This window comes from Cupriavidus sp. 96C5-1 (genome assembly GCF_057798855.1).
The window spans coordinates 67,668-83,249 of record NZ_JBYOJU010000037.1 but is presented as its reverse complement, the minus strand read 5'-3'; the positions used below and the strand labels follow the sequence as shown (position 1 = coordinate 83,249).

Genomic DNA, 15,582 nt, shown 5'->3' with positions numbered 1-15,582 from the left:
CGGTATTGACGCTACCCGAAACGGCATCAAATTATTTTTGAAAACCATGAGAACGAGCTCGAGTGAGCTGGCAGCCAGCGATGTGGGTAGCATCGCCGATGCCGAAGTGTGGCCAGATATCCCAGCATGCTGCGTCGCGCCTTATCGCGATCGCCGCACTGTATGTGCCAGCCTGGCGGCATCGCCATGTATCTGGCGCGCCACGCCCAGCTATTCTTGGTCAAGCGGATGCATGGCACCGGACACCGCCATCATCCGGCTTGTCCGTCTTGCGAACCGGAAGGGCATTCGTCCGGCTTGGGCGAACTGATTGACGAGGCGGTGCTGGAGCCGACGCCCGGGCCGGTGGTCATGACCGAGAAGGAGACGGCGGCGAAGTCCAGTGTCGCTGGCGAGACGGAGCAGGGGAAGTGGCTGTGGGCAACTGATCAGTGCATACCAGCCTTGCTGGCAATGGAGACCCGCCTGTAGGCAGAAGACGGATTTGCTTCCAGCAGCTACAGGCCCCCAAATTACCCCACGAAAGCCCGAAACTCCAAATACCACCTCACTAGTCCCAACAGACGATGCCCACATCCCGCTTCCCCTGAACAATAGCTTCACCAACCTGCCGCAACCAACGCGGCAGCGAATGAAGTCCAGGAACAGCGAGGAGGCAGCATGATGGACATCCGCGCGCTCGGCTATATCGTGGTCGAGTCCACCGACACCGAACGCTGGCGCCACTATGGCGAGCAAGTGCTCGGCATGGCGTGCACCAACGCCCCTCATGGCGCGCTCTACCTCAAGATGGACGAGCGCGACTACCGCTACCTGATCGTGCCCGGCAAGCAGGACCGCTACCTGGCATCGGGCTGGGAGCTGGCCGGCGAGGCGGCCTTCAACCACGCGCTCGCAACGTTGCGGGCAGCAAACGTGGAAGTCACGCATGCCAGCGAGACCGGGCGCATCCAGCGGCGCGCCCAGGCCGTGGCCTGGTTCACCGATCCTTCCGGCAACCGGCACGAGATATTCTGGGGCATGCGCTCGGATTTCCTGCGCTTTGTCTCGCCCATCGGCGTGTCGCGCTTCGTCACCGATCCGATGGGCGCGGGGCACTCGGTGCTGCCCGCGCCGGCCTTCGACGAAACCTACGCCTTCCTGTGCGATGTGATGGGTTTCGGCCTGTCAGATATCTTCCGCGCGCGCTTCACCCCGGATCCGGCCGAGCCGGAGAAGCGCATCCACTTCCTGCATTGCGGCAACGGGCGGCACCACAGCCTGGCCATCTTCGAGGCGCCCGCGCCCAGCGGCTGCGTCCATGTGATGGCCGAGGTGCAGGACATGACGGAGGTGGGCCGCGCGCTGGACCGTGCGCAGCAGCACGGCGTGGCGCTCTCGGCCACGCTCGGCCAGCACTGCAACGACCGCGTCGTTTCCTTCTACATGAAGACGCCAGGCGGCTTCGACCTCGAGTACGGCTACGGCGGGCTGGTGGTCGACTGGAGCCAGCACGCCGCCTACGAGGCCACCCGGGTCAGCCTGTGGGGCCACGATTTCAGCATTGGATACCGCTAAGACTATGCTTAAGACTCTGGACAAGACCATGACCGCGGCCGATGTGGTCGGCCGCCTTGCCGATGGCATGACCATCGGCATCGGTGGCTGGGGCCCGCGCCGCAAGCCGATGTCTTTGGTGCGGGAAATCCTGCGCTCGCCGCTGAAGGACCTCACGGTAGTGGCCTACGGCGGCCCGGAAGTCGGCATGCTGTGCGCTGCCGGCAAGGTGCGCAAGGTGGTGTTCGGCTTCGTCTCGCTCGACGTGATCCCGCTGGAGCCGCATTTCCGCGCGGCTCGCGAGCGTGGGGAAATCGGCGTGTGGGAGCTCGACGAGGGCATGCTGCAGCTCGGGCTGCGCGCCGCCGCGGCGCGCCTGCCGTTCCTGCCGACGCGGGCCGGGCTCGGGACCGATGTACTGGCTCACGGCCCCCAACTCAAGACCGTGCGCTCGCCCTACGCCGATGCCGAGGTGCTGCTGGCGATGCCGGCCATCCCGCTGGACGCTGCGCTGCTGCACGTCAACGAGAGCGATGTGCTTGGCAATACCCGCATCGATGGCCCGGATCCCTTCTTCGACGAATGGTTCGCGCGCGCGGCGGGCCATTGCTATGTGAGCTGCGAGGTCCTGCATGACCGGCTGGAGGACGAAGACCTGGCGCGGGCCCGCAACAACCCCTTCGAGCGTGCGCTGGTCAGCGGCGTGGTGCACGTGCCGGGCGGAGCGCATCCCACTTCCTGCGGGCCTGCCTATGGCTTTGATCTGCCGCAGTTGAAGGCCTACTGCGCCAGCGCCGAGCAAGAGGCAGGCTTCTCCATCTATCGCAAGGACGTGATCGGCGATACCGAAGCCAGCTACCTGGACAAGGTCGGCGGCATGGGCCACGTGCTGGACCTGCCGTTGCCGGTCCTTTGAACCCGTCACAAGGAGAAGGAGCCATCGTGAGCGCCACTCGACAATTCACTCTCGCCGAACTGATGATCGCCGCCGCGGCCCGGGCCTGGCGCGACGACGGCGAGGTCATGGCCACCGGCATCGGCACCGGCCCGCGCATCGCGGCCGGGCTGGCCCGGCTGCTGCACAACCCCGGCCTGATGCTGACCGACGGCGAGGCCTACCTGGTGGAAGAGCCGGTGCCGCTCGGGCGCCGCGAGCCGGGCTTCAAGCTGCGCGCCAGCGGCTGGATGGGTTATGCGCGCGTGTTCGACTGCCTGTGGGGCGGACGCCGGCATGCACTGGTGATGCCCACCCAGGTCGACCGCTTCGGCCAGGCCAATATCTCCATGCTCGGCGGTACCCATGCGCAGCCGAAGAAACAGCTGCTCGGCGCGCGCGGCTTTCCCGGCAACAGCATCAACCACGCCAATTCCTTCTTTGTCCCGGCGCATAGCCCGCGTGCCTTTGTCGCCGGCGAGGTCGACATGGTGTGCAGCGTGGGCTATAACCCGGCACGCCAGATCGAAGGCATGCGCAGCTTTGTCGACCTGCGGGTGATCGTGACCGACCTGTGCGTGATGGACTTCACCGGACCGGACCACGCCATCCGCGTGCGCTCGCTGCATCCGGGCGTGAGCCTGGAACAGGTGCGGGCGGCCACAGGCTTCGCACTGGCCAACGCATCCGGGGAAACACTGCCGGAGACCGCCGCGCCCACCGCGGAGGAACTGGCCGTCATCGTCCGGCTCGATCCGCACAACCTGCGTGCCACCATCGTGCGCGACAACCCGGCCGTCCGCGTCGCGTGAGGAACACCATGTCATCGCAAGCCACCGCACCCCTTGGGCTGGGCCCCAACGCCGAGGTGCTCTTCGAGGCGGCCGACGGCGTGGCCACCGTCACCATGAACCGGCCGCAGTACCACAACGCGCAGAATTCCAGGATGACCTACGCGCTGGACGAGGCGTTCCGGCGCGCGGCGGGGGACGACGCGGTCAAGGTCGTGATCCTGCGCGGCGCCGGCAAGCACTTCTCGGCGGGGCACGATATCGGCACCCCGGGGCGCGATATCGGCGAGTCGTTCGAGCGCGCCTCGCTCTGGTACGACCATGTGGGCAAGCCGGGCGGCGAGATGCTCTACGCCCGCGAGCAGGAGGTCTACCTCGGCATGTGCCGCCGCTGGCGCGACCTGCCCAAGCCGACCATCGCCGCGGTGCATGGGGCCTGCATTGCCGGCGGCCTGATGCTGGCCTGGGTGTGCGACCTGATCGTGGCGTCGGACGATGCGTTTTTCGCCGATCCGGTGGTGCGCATGGGGATTCCGGGCGTCGAGTACTTCGCGCATGCCTATGAACTCAACCCGCGCATCGCCAAGGAATTCCTCTTCATGGGCGAGCGCATGGAGGCCCAGCGCGCGTACCAGATGGGCATGGTCAACCGCGTGGTGCCGCGCGCGGCGCTGGATGCCACTGCGCAGGGCATGGCGGCCAAGATCGCGCAGATGCCGCGGCTGGGCCTGACCCTCACCAAGCAGGCCATCAACCACGTGGAAGAGCTGCAGGGCAAGCGCGCGGCCATGGATGCCGCCTTTGCCTGGCATCACTTCGCCCATGCCCACAACGAGCTGGTCAGCGGCGACAAGCTGGGCGGCTTCGACGCGCGTGCCATGGCGGCGTCGCAACGCACCGGCGAGGAGAAGGCGGCATGAGCGCGGCGTCCCTGCACACCGCGCTGTGCGACTTGCTGGGCTGCCGTTACCCGATCGTGCAGACCGCCATGGGCTGGGTGGCCGATGCCCGGCTGGTGGCCGCCACCGGCAATGCCGGGGCCTTCGGCTTCCTGGCCGGCGCCACCATCGAGCCGGGCGCTGTCGAGCAAGAGATCCTGCGGGTCAAGGCGCTCACCGCCCAGCCGTTCGGCATCAACTTCCATATGTTCCAGCCCAACGCCGACGAGGTGGTCGAGATGGCCATCCGCCACCGGCTGCGCGCGGTCAGCTACGGCCGCGGGCCGGACGCCGCCATGATCGGCCGGCTCAAGGCCGCGGGCGTGGTGTGCATGCCCACCGTGGGCGCGGCCAGGCACGCCGCCAGGGCCGTCGAGCTGGGCGCCGACGTGGTGACCGTGCAGGGCGGGGAGGGCGGTGGGCATACGGGCGGCACGCCCACCACGCTGCTGCTACCGCAGGTGTTGGACCAGGTGGCGGTGCCGGTGGTGGCCGCAGGCGGCTTCTTCGATGGCCGCGGGCTGGCGGCGGCGCTCGCCTACGGCGCGGCGGGGATCGCCATGGGCACGCGCTTCCTGATGTCCAGCGAATCGCCGGTGCCGGCGCAGACGCTGGCGCGCTACCTGGCGGTCAGGGACGCGGCGCAGATCCGCGTCTCGCTCGCCATCGACGGCTTGCCCCAGCGCATGATCGACAACCGCTTGCTGCTGGCGCTGGAGCAGGCCGGGCCACTGCGCCGCACGCTGATGGCGCTGGCCACCGCCCGCCAGTGGCGCCGGCACAGCGGCATGGGCCTCGCGCAGATGCTGGGCATTGCCTGGCAGGCGCTGCGCCGGCACGACTACACCGCGGCGCAGACGCTGATGGCGGCCAACGCGCCCGTGCTGATCCAGCGCGCCATGGTCGAAGGCCATCCCGACGAAGGCGTGCTGCCGAGCGGACAGGCCGCAGCGGCCATTGGCGCCATCGAATCCTGCGAACAGATCGTGGCCCGCATGGTTGCGCAGGCGCAGGCACGCCTGGCCACCCTGGCCGGGCAGGCGCCGGAAGGCAACCTGGCGGGTCCGGCCAGCGCAAGGCCGGACCGCCGTAATCCCATCCAAGCCATCCATTGAAGGCAGACGTTCATGACAACGACGAGATCAAGCGAGCCCGTAGCACAGGACGGTGCCGGGCCCTTCCACATCGAAGTGCGGGACGGCGTGGCGGAGCTGGTTATCACCCACCCCCCGGTCAACGCGCTGGACAGCGCGGGCTGGCATGCGCTGGCAGCGGCCATCGAGCAGCTCGGGCAGGATGACGCCGTGCGCGTGATCGTGCTGCGCGGCGAGGGGCGCGGCTTCTGCGCCGGGGTCGACATCAAGGAGCTGGCGGCTCACCCGCAGCGCATCGTGGAGGTCAACGCCGGCAACCACGCCACCTTCCGCGCGGTCCACCGCAATCCCAAGCCCGTTATCGCGGCGGTGCACGGCTTCGTGCTCGGCGGGGGTATCGGCATCTGCGGCGCGGCCGATATCCTGATCGCCGCCGAGTGCGCGCGCTTCGGGGTGCCGGAGATCGACCGTGGCGCCATGGGCGGCGGTGCCCACCTGCAGCGCATGTTCGGCGTGCAGAAAGTGCGGGCGATGTATTTCACCGGCGACATGATCGACGCCGCCGAAGCCTATCGCCTGGGCGCGGTTGAGCGGGTGGTGCCGCGCGCGGCACTGCGCGATACCGCGCTGGCGATGGCGCAGCGCATCGCGCAGAAAAGCCCGGCCATGGTGCGCTTGGCCAAGGAGGCGCTCAACGGCGTCGAGGACGGCAACCTCGAGGACAAGTACCGCTGGGAGCAGGGCTTCACGCTGCAAGCCTATATGAGCGCGGATTCCGACGAGGCGCGTGCCGCTTTCGTGGAAGGGCGCGAGGCGCGCTTCGCGGCGCAGGCTCCCACCGTCAACGCCTGAGGTTGCCAGATGCATCTCGAATACACCGAACGCCAGCAGGCCTTCCGCGCCGAGATCCGCGCCTGGCTGGCCGAACGCGTGCCGCGCGCGCCGTTGGCCAGCTTCGACACCGCCGCAGGCTTCGCGCAGCATCGCGCCTGGGAGCGCACCCTGTACGAAGGCCGCTGGAGCATGGTCACCTGGCCCAAGGAGCTGGGCGGACGCGGCTGCGACCTGATCGAATGGCTGATCTTCGAGGAGGAGTACTGGCGGGCCGGCGCGCCGATGCGCGTCAACCAGAACGGCATCTTCCTGCTCGGGCCGACCTTGATGGAGTTCGGCACGCCGGAGCAGCAGGCGCGTTTCCTGCCGCGCATGGCCGCCGGCGAGCACGTGTGGGCGCAGGGCTGGTCGGAGCCGAACGCGGGCTCCGACATGGCCGCTATCCGCTGCACCGCCATCCGGCAGGGCGACGAGTACGTGCTCAATGGGCAGAAGACCTGGTCGACCCGCGCGGTCTGGGCCGACTGGCTGTTCGGCCTGTTCCGCACCGATCCCGGCTCGTCGCGCCACCATGGCCTGACCTTCCTGCTGATGCCGCTGGATACGCCCGGCATCACGGTGCGTCCCATCCGCCAGCTGAACGGCCTGACCGGCTTCGCCGAGATCTTTTTCGACGAGGTGCGGGTGCCGGTGGAGAACCGCCTGGCGGCGGAGGGTGCCGGCTGGCAGGTGGCGATGGCCACCGCCGGCTTCGAGCGCGGGCTGATGCTGCGCTCTCCGGCGCGCTTCCAGGAGACCGCGAAGGCGCTGGTCGAGCTCTATCTCGAACTTCGGGAACAGGCCGACCGCGACCCTGCATTGCGCGACGCGGTCACGCGGGCCTGGATGGACGCCGAGGCCTATGCGCTGTCCACCTACGCTACCGCCAGCCGCCTGCTCAAGGGTGGGCATATCGGCGCGGAGTCCAGCACCAACAAGGTGTTCTGGTCGGAGCTGGACATCCGCATGCACGAGACCGCGCTGGCGATTCTCGGCCAGCGGGGCGAGCTGGTGTCCGCGGCGGACGCCACGCAAGGCACGCTCGGTGCCTGGCTGGACGGCTTCCTGTTCGCGCAGGCCGGGCCGATCTATGCGGGCACCAACGAGATCCAGCGCAACATCGTCGCCGAACGCATGCTGGGAATGCCGCGCGCCTGAGCGCGCGGCGGCAGACCGTCCGGCTTCGTCCCCGACCCAACCGTGAACCACCATGGAATTCGCATTTAAGGAAGAGCAGCAACAGTTCGTCGATTCGATCAGGCGCTTCCTGATGACCGAAGCGACGCCGGAGCTGACGCGGGAACAATGGAGCAGCGCCAGCGGCCGCTCCGACGCCCTATGGCAGCGGCTGGCCGGGCAGGGCCTGACCGCCGTGCTGGTGCCGGAGGCTTGCGGCGGCCTGGGCCTGTCCGAAACCGAATGGGCGCCGCTGGCGCAGGAGTGCGGCTACTTCGCCCTGGCCGAGCCGCTGCTGGACACCGCGCTGGTGGCGGCCGGCATGCTGTCGGACTGCCACGCCGCCACGCGGGACGTCACCATCCGCGAACGCTGCGCAGGCTGGCTGAGCCGCATCGCCGACGGCAGCGCGCGCTTGGCCGTGGCGCATCCGGGCCAGGCCCTGGTGGCCGACGCCCATGTCGCCGCCGCCATCCTGTGCGAACACGGCGGCGCGCTGCACCTGGTCTTGCCGGCGCAGGCCACGCTCGCCGCGCACGCCAGCCTCGATCCTTCACGCCGGCTCTTCGCGCTCAGCTGGGAGCCGAACGACGGCAGCCTGCTGCTGCCTGCCACGGCCGCGAAGCCCGTGTGGGAAGCCGCGCTCAACCGCGGGGCGCTCGGCGTCGCCGCGCAGATGCTGGGCCTGACGCAACGCATGCTGGACATCGCCATCGACTACAGCATTCAGCGCAAGCAGTTTGGCAAGGCCATTGGCGCCAACCAGGCGCTCAAGCACCTGCTGGCGGATGTCGCCATCCAGCTCGAGTTCGCCAAGCCGGTGGTGTACCGCGCCGCCTGCGCGCTGGCGCACGGCCATCAAACCGCCGGGCTGCATGTGTCGCACGCGCTGTTGGCCGCCACGCGCGCCGCGCTGCTGACGGCACGCCACACCATGCAGGTGCACGGCGCGATGGGCTACACCTGGGAGCTGGACCTGCAGATATTCATGAAGCGCGCCTGGGCCCTGGCGGATAGCTGGGGCGACCGTGCCTTCCACAAGGCGCGCGTGGACGCGCACATCCTCGGGGCAGCCGTGCCGATCGGCGCGGGCACCACCTTTGCCACCACAGCCAACCTCGCATCAACACTTTGACAGGCGGAATGACCATGAGAGACGCATATATCGTCGACGCGCTGCGCACCCCGACCGGACGGCGCAAGGGCGGCCTGGCACACCTGCACGGCGCCGACCTGGGCGGCTTCGTGCTGGCCGAGCTGGTCGGCCGCAATACCATCCCGGCCGGGGAGTACGACGACGTGGTGTTCGGCTGCGTCGACACCATCGGGCCGCTGGCCGGCAATATCGCCCGCAGCGCCTGGCTGGCCGCTGGCCTGCCGCTCGCCGTGCCCGGCGTGACGGTGGATCGCCAGTGCGGCTCGTCCCAGCAGGCCGTGCACTTTGCCGCGCAGGCGGTGATGAGCGGCAACCAGGACGTGGTCGTCGCCGGCGGCGTGCAGACCATGACGCAGATCCCGATCTCGTCGGCCATGCTGGCCGGGCAGGCGCTCGGTTTTTCCGATCCGTTCTCCGGCAGCAAGGGCTGGCAGGCGCGTTTCGGCGGCCAGCCGGTGTCGCAGTTTCATGCGGCCCAGCGTATCGCCGAGCATTGGAACCTATCGCGCGAGGCAATGGAAGCCTATGCGCTGCAGAGCCACCAGCGCGCCGCCGCGGCCATCGAGAGCGGCCGCTTCCAGCGCGAGATCGTGCCTTTGGAAGGCGTGGTCCACGACGAGACGCCGCGGCCCGACACCACGCTCGCCAAGATGGCCTCGCTCGAACCGCTGATGCCCGGCAGCGCGCTGACCGCCGCGGTCTCCAGCCAGACCGCGGACGCGGCGGCGGCACTGCTGGTGGTGTCCGAAGACGCGCTCAAGCGCTACGGCCTCACGCCGCGCGCCCGCATCGCCCATATGAGCGTGATGGGCGACGACCCGCTGTGGATGCTGACCGCGCCCATTCCCGCCACCAAACGCGCGCTGGCGCGCAGCGGCCTGCGCTGGGAAGACATCGATGTGGTGGAGATCAACGAGGCGTTCGCCTCGGTGGCGATGGCCTGGCTCGCCGAGACCGGCTATCCGGCCGAGCGCACCAACCCGAACGGTGGCGCCATCGCGCTGGGGCATCCGCTCGGCGCCACCGGCGCGCGGCTGATGACCACGCTGCTGCACGAACTGGAGCGCACCGGCGGCCGCTACGGCCTGCAGACCATGTGCGAGGGCGGCGGCCTGGCCAACGTCACCATCATCGAGCGCCTGTGAGCCGGGTTCCCGGCGCGTCGGTGCAAGCAACAGGACAGGGGAGTAGCGACATGGGAATCTGCGACGGACGGACCGTCATCATCACCGGCGCCGGCAGCGGCCTGGGGCGCGCCTACGCGCTGGCCTTCGCCGCCGAAGGCGCCGGCGTGGTGGTCAACGATATTCGCCGCGAGGCGGCCGAAGCGGTATGCGCGCAGATCCGCGCGCAGGGCGGGCAGGCGCTCGCCAGCGGCGACGACATCACGCAACTGGCCACGGCCCAGCGCATCGTCGATGCCGCGCTGGCGGCGTTCGGCGAGGTGCACGTGCTGGTCAACAATGCCGGCATCTGCCGCGACCGCATGTTCGTCGGCCTGAGCGAGGCGGACTGGGACGAGGTGATGCGCGTGCACCTGCGCGGCCACTTCTGCCTGGCCAACCTGCTGGCCCGGCACTGGCGCGACGCGGCCAAGGCCGGGCGGCCCGTCGATGCGCGCATCGTCAACACCAGCTCCGGCGCGGGGCTGCGAGGCTCGGTGGGCCAGTCCAACTATGCCGCCGCCAAGGCCGGCATTGCCGCGCTGACGCTGGTGCAGGCGGCGGAACTGGAGCGCTATGGCATTACCGCCAACGCGCTCGCGCCAGCGGCCCGCACCGGCATGACCGAAGGCGTGTTCGCCGAGATGATGAAGGCACCGGCGGAAGGCTTCGACTACTACGATCCGGCCAATATCGCGCCGCTGGTGGTCTGGCTCGGCAGCCCGGCTTCGCGCCACGTCACTGGCCGCATGTTCGAGGCGGCGGGCGGCATGGTCGCGCTGGCGGACGGCTGGCGCACCGGCGCCAGCACCGACAAGGGCGCGCGCTGGCAAGCGGCCGAGCTGGGCGGCGCGATCGACGCACTGCTCGCCCGCGCCGAGCCCGCGCAACGCGTCTACGGCACCTGAGGCGGGGACGGACGATGCGCTTCACGCTCTCCCTGGAACAACAGATGATCCGCGACACCGCACGGGACTTCCTGGCCGTGCGCAGCGATTCGGCGGCGGTCCGGCGCGTGGTGGACGCGGTTGCGGGCACGGCGCATGAAGGCCACGACACCGCGCTCTGGCGGGAAATCGCCAGCGAGCTGGGCTGGTGCGGCATCGCCCTGCCGGAAACGGCTGGCGGCGCCGGGCTGGGCGCGGTCGAGCTGGCGCTGCTGATGGAGCAGATGGGCCAGCGGCTGGCTTGCGTGCCGTACTGGTCGGCCATCTGCCTGGCGGCACCGGCGCTGGCGGGGAGCCTCGCGCCCGAGGCCGCCGCGTCCTGGCTGGAACGGCTGGCGCAGGGCGAGGCACGCGCCGCGCTTTCCCTGCCTGCCTGGCTGGCGCCCGGCGCGGACGGCCTGCTCGATGCCGATGCGCTGACCGTCACCGCTACCGCGGCGGGGGACGGCTTCGTGCTGGAGGGGCGGGTTGCGCAGGTGTTCGACGCTGCCGGCGCGGACTGGCTGCTGGTGCCAGCGCGGCTGTCCGGGGACGGGGCCGGGCAACCGGGACTGTTCGTGCTGCAAACGGCGGCGCTGGCAGACCAGCCGGACTTCGCGCTGCGCCGGCTGGAGGTGCTGGACCGGACCCGGCCGCTGGCCGAGCTCGTGTTCGACGGGCTGCGGGTAAAGGCGCAAGTCTGCCTGGCGCAAGGTGCCGGGGTGGCTGTGGGTGTGGGCGCCGCCATGTGGCATGCCAGCCTGATGCTCGCCGCCGAGCAGCTCGGCGGAGCCCAGCAATGCCTCGACCTTACCGTGGCCTATGCCGCCGAGCGCGTCCAGTTTGGCCGGCCGATCGCCTCCTTCCAGGCGGTCAAGCACCGCTGCGCGCAGATGATGGTGGCGGTGGAAGCCGCGCGCTCGGCTGTGCATGGCGCCGCGCGGGCCTGGCAGGCGGGCGCGGAAGGTGGCGCCATGGACGCAGCCAGGCTCGATATTGCCGCGGCGCGCCTTGCCGCTGGCGATGCCTTCGGCTTCTGCGCGCAGGAGGCCATCCAGCTGCACGGCGGCGTCGGCTTTACCTGGGAATACGACCCCCAGCTCTATTTCAAGCGCGCGCAAGCCGCCAGCGGCTGGCTGGGGGGCGCCGCCGCCGCGCTCGCCCGCATCGCCGACGGCCTGCTGGCCGCATGAGCCAACTCAGCAGCGCAAGGATAAGCATGGATTCGAAGGAAAACCAAAGCGCCTCCGCCGGGGAGGCGCAACTGCGCGCGGAGGTGGCCGACTGGATGTCCGCCAACCTGCGCGGCGAGTTCGCCTGCCTGAAACATCGCGGCGGCCCCGGCGACGAAGAGGCGCATCCCGGGCTGCGCAAGGCCTGGGAGCGGCGCCTGGCCGAAGGCGGCTGGACCTGCGTGGGCTGGCCGCAGGCGCATGGCGGGCGCGGCCTGCCGGTGATGTCGCAGGTGATCTTCCAGGAGGAATACGCGCGTGCCGGCGGCCCGGGCCGCATGGGCCATATCGGCGAAGGGCTGATCGGTCCCACGCTGATCGCCTTCGGCAGCGAGGCGCAGCAGGCCCGCTTCCTGCCGGGCATCCGCAATGGCACCGAGTTCTGGTGCCAGGGCTACTCGGAGCCGGGCGCAGGCTCGGATCTGGCCAACGTGCGCACCCGCGCCGAGCGCGATGCCGCCACCGGCGACTGGCGCGTCAGCGGGCAGAAGGTGTGGACCTCGCTGGCCCACGAGTCGGACTGGATCTTCGTGCTGGCGCGCTGCGAGCCGGCTTCGCGCGGCAACAAGGGCCTGGTCTTCCTGCTGATGCCGCTGGCGCAGCCGGGCGTGGAGATCCGCCCGATCCGCCAGATGGGTGGCGGCGTGGAATTCAACGAGGTGTTCTTCGATGGCGCCCGCGCCGCCGCCGGCGACGTGCTGGGCGCGCCGGGCGACGGCTGGCGCATCGCCATGGCGCTGCTGGGCTTCGAGCGCGGCATCTCCACCCTGGGCCAGCAGATGCAGTTCACTCACGAGCTGGGCTGGATCGCCGAGGCCGCGCGCGCGAACGGCGCGTGGCAGGACGCGCCGCTGCGCCAGCGCCTGGCGCGCGCCTGGGCCGGCCTGCGGGTGATGCGCTACAACGCGCTGCGCATGCTGGATGGCGCGGAGCAGGGCGGTACGGCCGGTGCCGGTACGCCGCTGCGGCGCGAGGCCCTGATCTACAAGTACTACTGGTCCAACTGGCACCGCGACCTGGGCCAGCTCGCGCTCGACGTGCTCGGCCCGGACGCCAACCGCATCGACGAAGCCGACGCGCGCCGCACGCGCCTGCAGCAGATGGCGCTGTTCTCGCGCGCCGACACCATCTACGCGGGTACCAACGAAATCCAGCTCAACATCATCGCCGAGCGCGGGCTGGGCATGCCCCGCGAGGCCAGAGGACAGTCATGACTGAAATGGCAGACAAGCAGCCGGCCGCCGGCACCCCGCTACCCCCGCCGGCCTATGTGGCCGGACACCAGTTGCTGGCCGGCAAGAGCGTGCTGGTCACGGCCGCCGCCGGCGCCGGCATCGGCTTTGCCGCTGCTCGGCGCTGCGCGGAAGAAGGCTGTCGCGCGCTGATGATTTCCGACATCCACGAGAAGCGGCTCTTTGAGGCCGTGGCAACCCTGCGCGCCGAGACCGGCCTGCAGGCGATCCACGGCCAGCTCTGCGACGTCTCCGACCAGGCCCAGGTGCGCTCGCTGGTGGCGGCGGCAGAGGAGGCCCTGGGCGGCACCGACGTGCTGATCAACAACGCTGGGCTCGGCGGCTCGCGCCGCCTAGTCGAGATGGACGATGCCGAGTGGTCGCGGGTGCTCGACATTACGCTTACCGGCACCTTCCGCATGACACGGGCGATGCTGCCGCACATGCAGGCGCGCCGGCGCGGCGCCATCGTCAACAACGCCTCGGTGCTGGGCTGGCGGGCGCAGAAGGAGCAGGCCCACTACGCCGCGGCCAAGGCCGGTGTGATGGCGCTGACGCGGTGCAGCGCGGTGGAAGCGGCGGAGTATGGCGTGCGCATCAATGCGGTGGCGCCGAGTATCGCGCTGCACGATTTCCTGCGCAAGTCGGCGCCGGCGGCGCTGCTGCGTGAACTGGCCTCGCGCGAGGCCTTCGGGCGGGCGGCGGAAGTCTGGGAGGTGGCGAATGTGATGGTGTTTCTGGCTAGTGACTACGCCTCTTACATGACGGGCGAAGTGCTGCCGGTAAGCAGTCAGCGAGCATAGAGAAGTCAGGAGAGGTTTGGATCAAACAATGGAAATAACCATGCCGCGAGTGTTCGATTCCGCCGAGGCGCTGATGGGCGCCGTGGGCGAGCGCCTAGGCCAGAGCGACTGGACCGTCGTCACGCAGGAGCGTATCGACGGCTTTGCCGAGGCCACGGGAGACCACCAATGGCTGCATGTGGATCCCGAGCGCGCCGCGCAGGGCCCGTTCGGTGCCTGTATTGCGCACGGCTATCTCACCCTGTCGCTGGTCAATCAGTTCCTGCCGGAGATCCTGACGGTGGAGAACCTGCGCTGGGGCGTCAACTACGGTTGCGACAAGGTGCGCTTTCCGGCGCCGGTCCGGGTTGGCTCGCGCTTGCGCGGGGTCGGTGAACTGGTGCGTGCCGAGGCATTGCCCGGCGGCGTGCAGTCGGTGGTGCGCGTCAGCGTGGAAATCGAAGGCGAGGACAAGCCGGCCTGCGTGGCCGACACCATCAGCCGCTATTATTTTTGATCCTTCCAAGGAAAGCTGCATGAGAGAAGCAGTCATTGTCGCCGTGGCGCGTACGCCGATCGGCAAGGCGTTCCGTGGTGCCTTCAACGATACCGAGGCGCCGGCGCTGGGCGGGCACGTGGTGCGCGCCGTGGTGGAGCGGGCGGGGATCGACCCGGCCGAGGTCGACGACGTGCTGATCGGCGCCGCCGCGCAGCAGGGCACGCAGGGCTACAACCTGGGCCGGCTGTGCGCGGTGGCGGCGGGCCTGCCCGACAGCGTGCCAGGCATGACCATGGACCGCATGTGTTCGTCGGGGCTGATGACCATCGCCACGGCCGCGAAAAGCATCATCTGCGGCGAGACCGACATCGTCGTGGCCGGCGGCGCCGAGTCGATCTCGCTGACGCAGAACCGGCACAAGAACGCCTACCGCGCGCAATCCGAGGCGGTGCTGGCGCGGCAGCCCGACGCCTATATGGCAATGATCGAGACCGCCGAAGTGGTGGCGCAACGCTATGGCATCGCCCGGGCCGCGCAGGACGAGTACGCGCTGCGCAGCCAGCAGCGCACCGCCGAGGCGCAGCGCCAGGGTCTGTTCGACGACGAGATCGTGCCGCTGGAGACGCGCCGCGCGCTGTTCGACAAGGCGGGCGCGCTCACCGGGCACGAGACCGTGCGCCTCGCGCAGGACGAATGCAACCGGCCGGATACCAGCGCCGACAGCCTGGCCGCGCTCAAGCCCGTATGGAGCGGCGGGCGCGCGGTGCCGCAAGGACTCCACATCACCGCGGGCAATGCCTCGCAACTGTCGGATGGCGCCGCCGCAGTGCTGCTGATGAGCCGCGAGCAGGCCGAGCGCCGTGGCTTGCGCCCGCTGGGCCGCTATCGCGGCATGGCCGTGGCGGGCTGTGGGGCGGACGAGATGGGCATCGGCCCGGTATTCGCCGTGCCCAGGCTGCTGGCGCGCCACGGCCTGACGGTCAAGGACGTCGGCCTGTGGGAGCTGAACGAAGCTTTTGCCTGCCAGGTGCTGTATTGCCGGGACATGCTCGGCATTCCGGACGAGCGCCTGAATGTCAACGGCGGCGCCATTGCGATCGGCCATCCCTTCGGCATGTCGGGCGCGCGCATGACCGCGCATGCCTTGCTCGAAGCGCGCCGGCGCGGGGCGGCACATGCGGTGGTGACGATGTGCGTCGGCGGCGGCATGGGCGCCGCCGCGCTGTTCGACGTGCTATAGCGGCCATTGC

At 69.7% G+C, this 15,582-nt stretch carries 16 protein-coding genes; all 16 read left to right on the top strand.

Features of this window, described 5'->3' with window-relative positions:
• Positions 1–126: 126 nt before the first annotated feature.
• Positions 127–471, top strand: coding sequence for a DUF1173 family protein (locus AC3FOF_RS31960; RefSeq protein WP_488728859.1), 345 nt, complete (start codon positions 127–129; stop codon positions 469–471).
• 189 nt (positions 472–660) lie between these two features.
• A complete protein-coding gene (locus AC3FOF_RS31955) occupies positions 661–1,557 on the top strand; it encodes a VOC family protein (RefSeq protein ID WP_488728858.1) in 897 nt (298 codons plus the stop codon).
• A gap of 4 nt (positions 1,558–1,561) precedes the next feature.
• Complete coding sequence (locus AC3FOF_RS31950; RefSeq protein WP_488728857.1) at positions 1,562–2,452, top strand: CoA transferase subunit A; 891 nt, start codon at positions 1,562–1,564, stop codon at positions 2,450–2,452.
• A gap of 26 nt (positions 2,453–2,478) precedes the next feature.
• Positions 2,479–3,282 carry a CoA-transferase subunit beta gene (locus tag AC3FOF_RS31945; protein ID WP_488728856.1) on the top strand — a complete coding sequence of 268 codons (804 nt, stop codon included), beginning with the start codon at positions 2,479–2,481 and terminating at the stop codon, positions 3,280–3,282.
• Between the two features lie 8 nt (positions 3,283–3,290).
• Entirely contained in the window at positions 3,291–4,181 is an 891-nt protein-coding gene (locus AC3FOF_RS31940) for an enoyl-CoA hydratase (RefSeq protein ID WP_488728855.1), read from the top strand.
• Positions 4,178–5,314: an NAD(P)H-dependent flavin oxidoreductase gene (locus tag AC3FOF_RS31935; RefSeq protein WP_488728854.1), complete on the top strand. Its 1,137-nt coding sequence runs from the start codon at positions 4,178–4,180 to the stop codon at positions 5,312–5,314. Before AC3FOF_RS31940 ends, AC3FOF_RS31935 begins: the two co-directional genes overlap by 4 nt.
• 12 nt (positions 5,315–5,326) lie before the next feature.
• Complete coding sequence (locus AC3FOF_RS31930; RefSeq protein ID WP_276269291.1) at positions 5,327–6,145, top strand: enoyl-CoA hydratase family protein; 819 nt, start codon at positions 5,327–5,329, stop codon at positions 6,143–6,145.
• A gap of 9 nt (positions 6,146–6,154) precedes the next feature.
• Entirely contained in the window at positions 6,155–7,324 is a 1,170-nt protein-coding gene (locus AC3FOF_RS31925) for an acyl-CoA dehydrogenase family protein (protein WP_488728853.1), read from the top strand.
• Positions 7,325–7,376: 52 nt separating this feature from the next.
• On the top strand, positions 7,377–8,477 hold the full coding sequence (locus AC3FOF_RS31920; protein WP_488728852.1) for an acyl-CoA dehydrogenase family protein: 1,101 nt from the start codon (positions 7,377–7,379) through the stop codon (positions 8,475–8,477).
• A 14-nt stretch (positions 8,478–8,491) separates the two neighbouring features.
• Positions 8,492–9,643, top strand: coding sequence for an acetyl-CoA C-acetyltransferase (locus AC3FOF_RS31915; protein ID WP_488728851.1), 1,152 nt, complete (start codon positions 8,492–8,494; stop codon positions 9,641–9,643).
• Positions 9,644–9,693: 50 nt separating this feature from the next.
• Positions 9,694–10,569, top strand: coding sequence for an SDR family oxidoreductase (locus AC3FOF_RS31910; RefSeq protein ID WP_488728850.1), 876 nt, complete (start codon positions 9,694–9,696; stop codon positions 10,567–10,569).
• Between the two features lie 14 nt (positions 10,570–10,583).
• Complete coding sequence (locus tag AC3FOF_RS31905) at positions 10,584–11,780, top strand: acyl-CoA dehydrogenase family protein (protein WP_488728849.1); 1,197 nt, start codon at positions 10,584–10,586, stop codon at positions 11,778–11,780.
• Positions 11,781–11,806: 26 nt separating this feature from the next.
• The gene (locus AC3FOF_RS31900; RefSeq protein ID WP_488728848.1) at positions 11,807–13,033 is read left to right on the top strand and encodes an acyl-CoA dehydrogenase family protein; all 1,227 of its coding nucleotides are present in this window, start codon (positions 11,807–11,809) and stop codon (positions 13,031–13,033) included.
• 5 nt (positions 13,034–13,038) lie between these two features.
• Positions 13,039–13,854 carry an SDR family oxidoreductase gene (locus AC3FOF_RS31895; RefSeq protein WP_488728868.1) on the top strand — a complete coding sequence of 272 codons (816 nt, stop codon included), beginning with the start codon at positions 13,039–13,041 and terminating at the stop codon, positions 13,852–13,854.
• Between the two features lie 40 nt (positions 13,855–13,894).
• Positions 13,895–14,350 carry a MaoC family dehydratase gene (locus AC3FOF_RS31890; RefSeq protein ID WP_276264264.1) on the top strand — a complete coding sequence of 152 codons (456 nt, stop codon included), beginning with the start codon at positions 13,895–13,897 and terminating at the stop codon, positions 14,348–14,350.
• A 19-nt stretch (positions 14,351–14,369) separates the two neighbouring features.
• Positions 14,370–15,572, top strand: coding sequence for an acetyl-CoA C-acyltransferase (locus tag AC3FOF_RS31885; RefSeq protein WP_488728847.1), 1,203 nt, complete (start codon positions 14,370–14,372; stop codon positions 15,570–15,572).
• The last annotated feature ends 10 nt before the right edge of the window (positions 15,573–15,582 follow it).

Bases quoted from the DNA above. Each gene is read 5' to 3' on its own strand.
- AC3FOF_RS31960 (WP_488728859.1), top strand. From the start codon at position 127: ATGCTGCGTCGCGCCTTATCGCGATCGCCGCACTGTATGTGCCAGCCT.
- AC3FOF_RS31955 (WP_488728858.1), top strand. From the start codon at position 661: ATGATGGACATCCGCGCGCTCGGCTATATCGTGGTCGAGTCCACCGAC.
- AC3FOF_RS31950 (WP_488728857.1), top strand. From the start codon at position 1,562: ATGCTTAAGACTCTGGACAAGACCATGACCGCGGCCGATGTGGTCGGC.
- AC3FOF_RS31940 (WP_488728855.1), top strand. From the start codon at position 3,291: ATGTCATCGCAAGCCACCGCACCCCTTGGGCTGGGCCCCAACGCCGAG.
- AC3FOF_RS31935 (WP_488728854.1), top strand. From the start codon at position 4,178: ATGAGCGCGGCGTCCCTGCACACCGCGCTGTGCGACTTGCTGGGCTGC.
- AC3FOF_RS31930 (WP_276269291.1), top strand. From the start codon at position 5,327: ATGACAACGACGAGATCAAGCGAGCCCGTAGCACAGGACGGTGCCGGG.
- AC3FOF_RS31925 (WP_488728853.1), top strand. From the start codon at position 6,155: ATGCATCTCGAATACACCGAACGCCAGCAGGCCTTCCGCGCCGAGATC.
- AC3FOF_RS31920 (WP_488728852.1), top strand. From the start codon at position 7,377: ATGGAATTCGCATTTAAGGAAGAGCAGCAACAGTTCGTCGATTCGATC.
- AC3FOF_RS31915 (WP_488728851.1), top strand. From the start codon at position 8,492: ATGAGAGACGCATATATCGTCGACGCGCTGCGCACCCCGACCGGACGG.
- AC3FOF_RS31910 (WP_488728850.1), top strand. From the start codon at position 9,694: ATGGGAATCTGCGACGGACGGACCGTCATCATCACCGGCGCCGGCAGC.
- AC3FOF_RS31905 (WP_488728849.1), top strand. From the start codon at position 10,584: ATGCGCTTCACGCTCTCCCTGGAACAACAGATGATCCGCGACACCGCA.
- AC3FOF_RS31900 (WP_488728848.1), top strand. From the start codon at position 11,807: ATGGATTCGAAGGAAAACCAAAGCGCCTCCGCCGGGGAGGCGCAACTG.
- AC3FOF_RS31895 (WP_488728868.1), top strand. From the start codon at position 13,039: ATGGCAGACAAGCAGCCGGCCGCCGGCACCCCGCTACCCCCGCCGGCC.
- AC3FOF_RS31890 (WP_276264264.1), top strand. From the start codon at position 13,895: ATGCCGCGAGTGTTCGATTCCGCCGAGGCGCTGATGGGCGCCGTGGGC.
- AC3FOF_RS31885 (WP_488728847.1), top strand. From the start codon at position 14,370: ATGAGAGAAGCAGTCATTGTCGCCGTGGCGCGTACGCCGATCGGCAAG.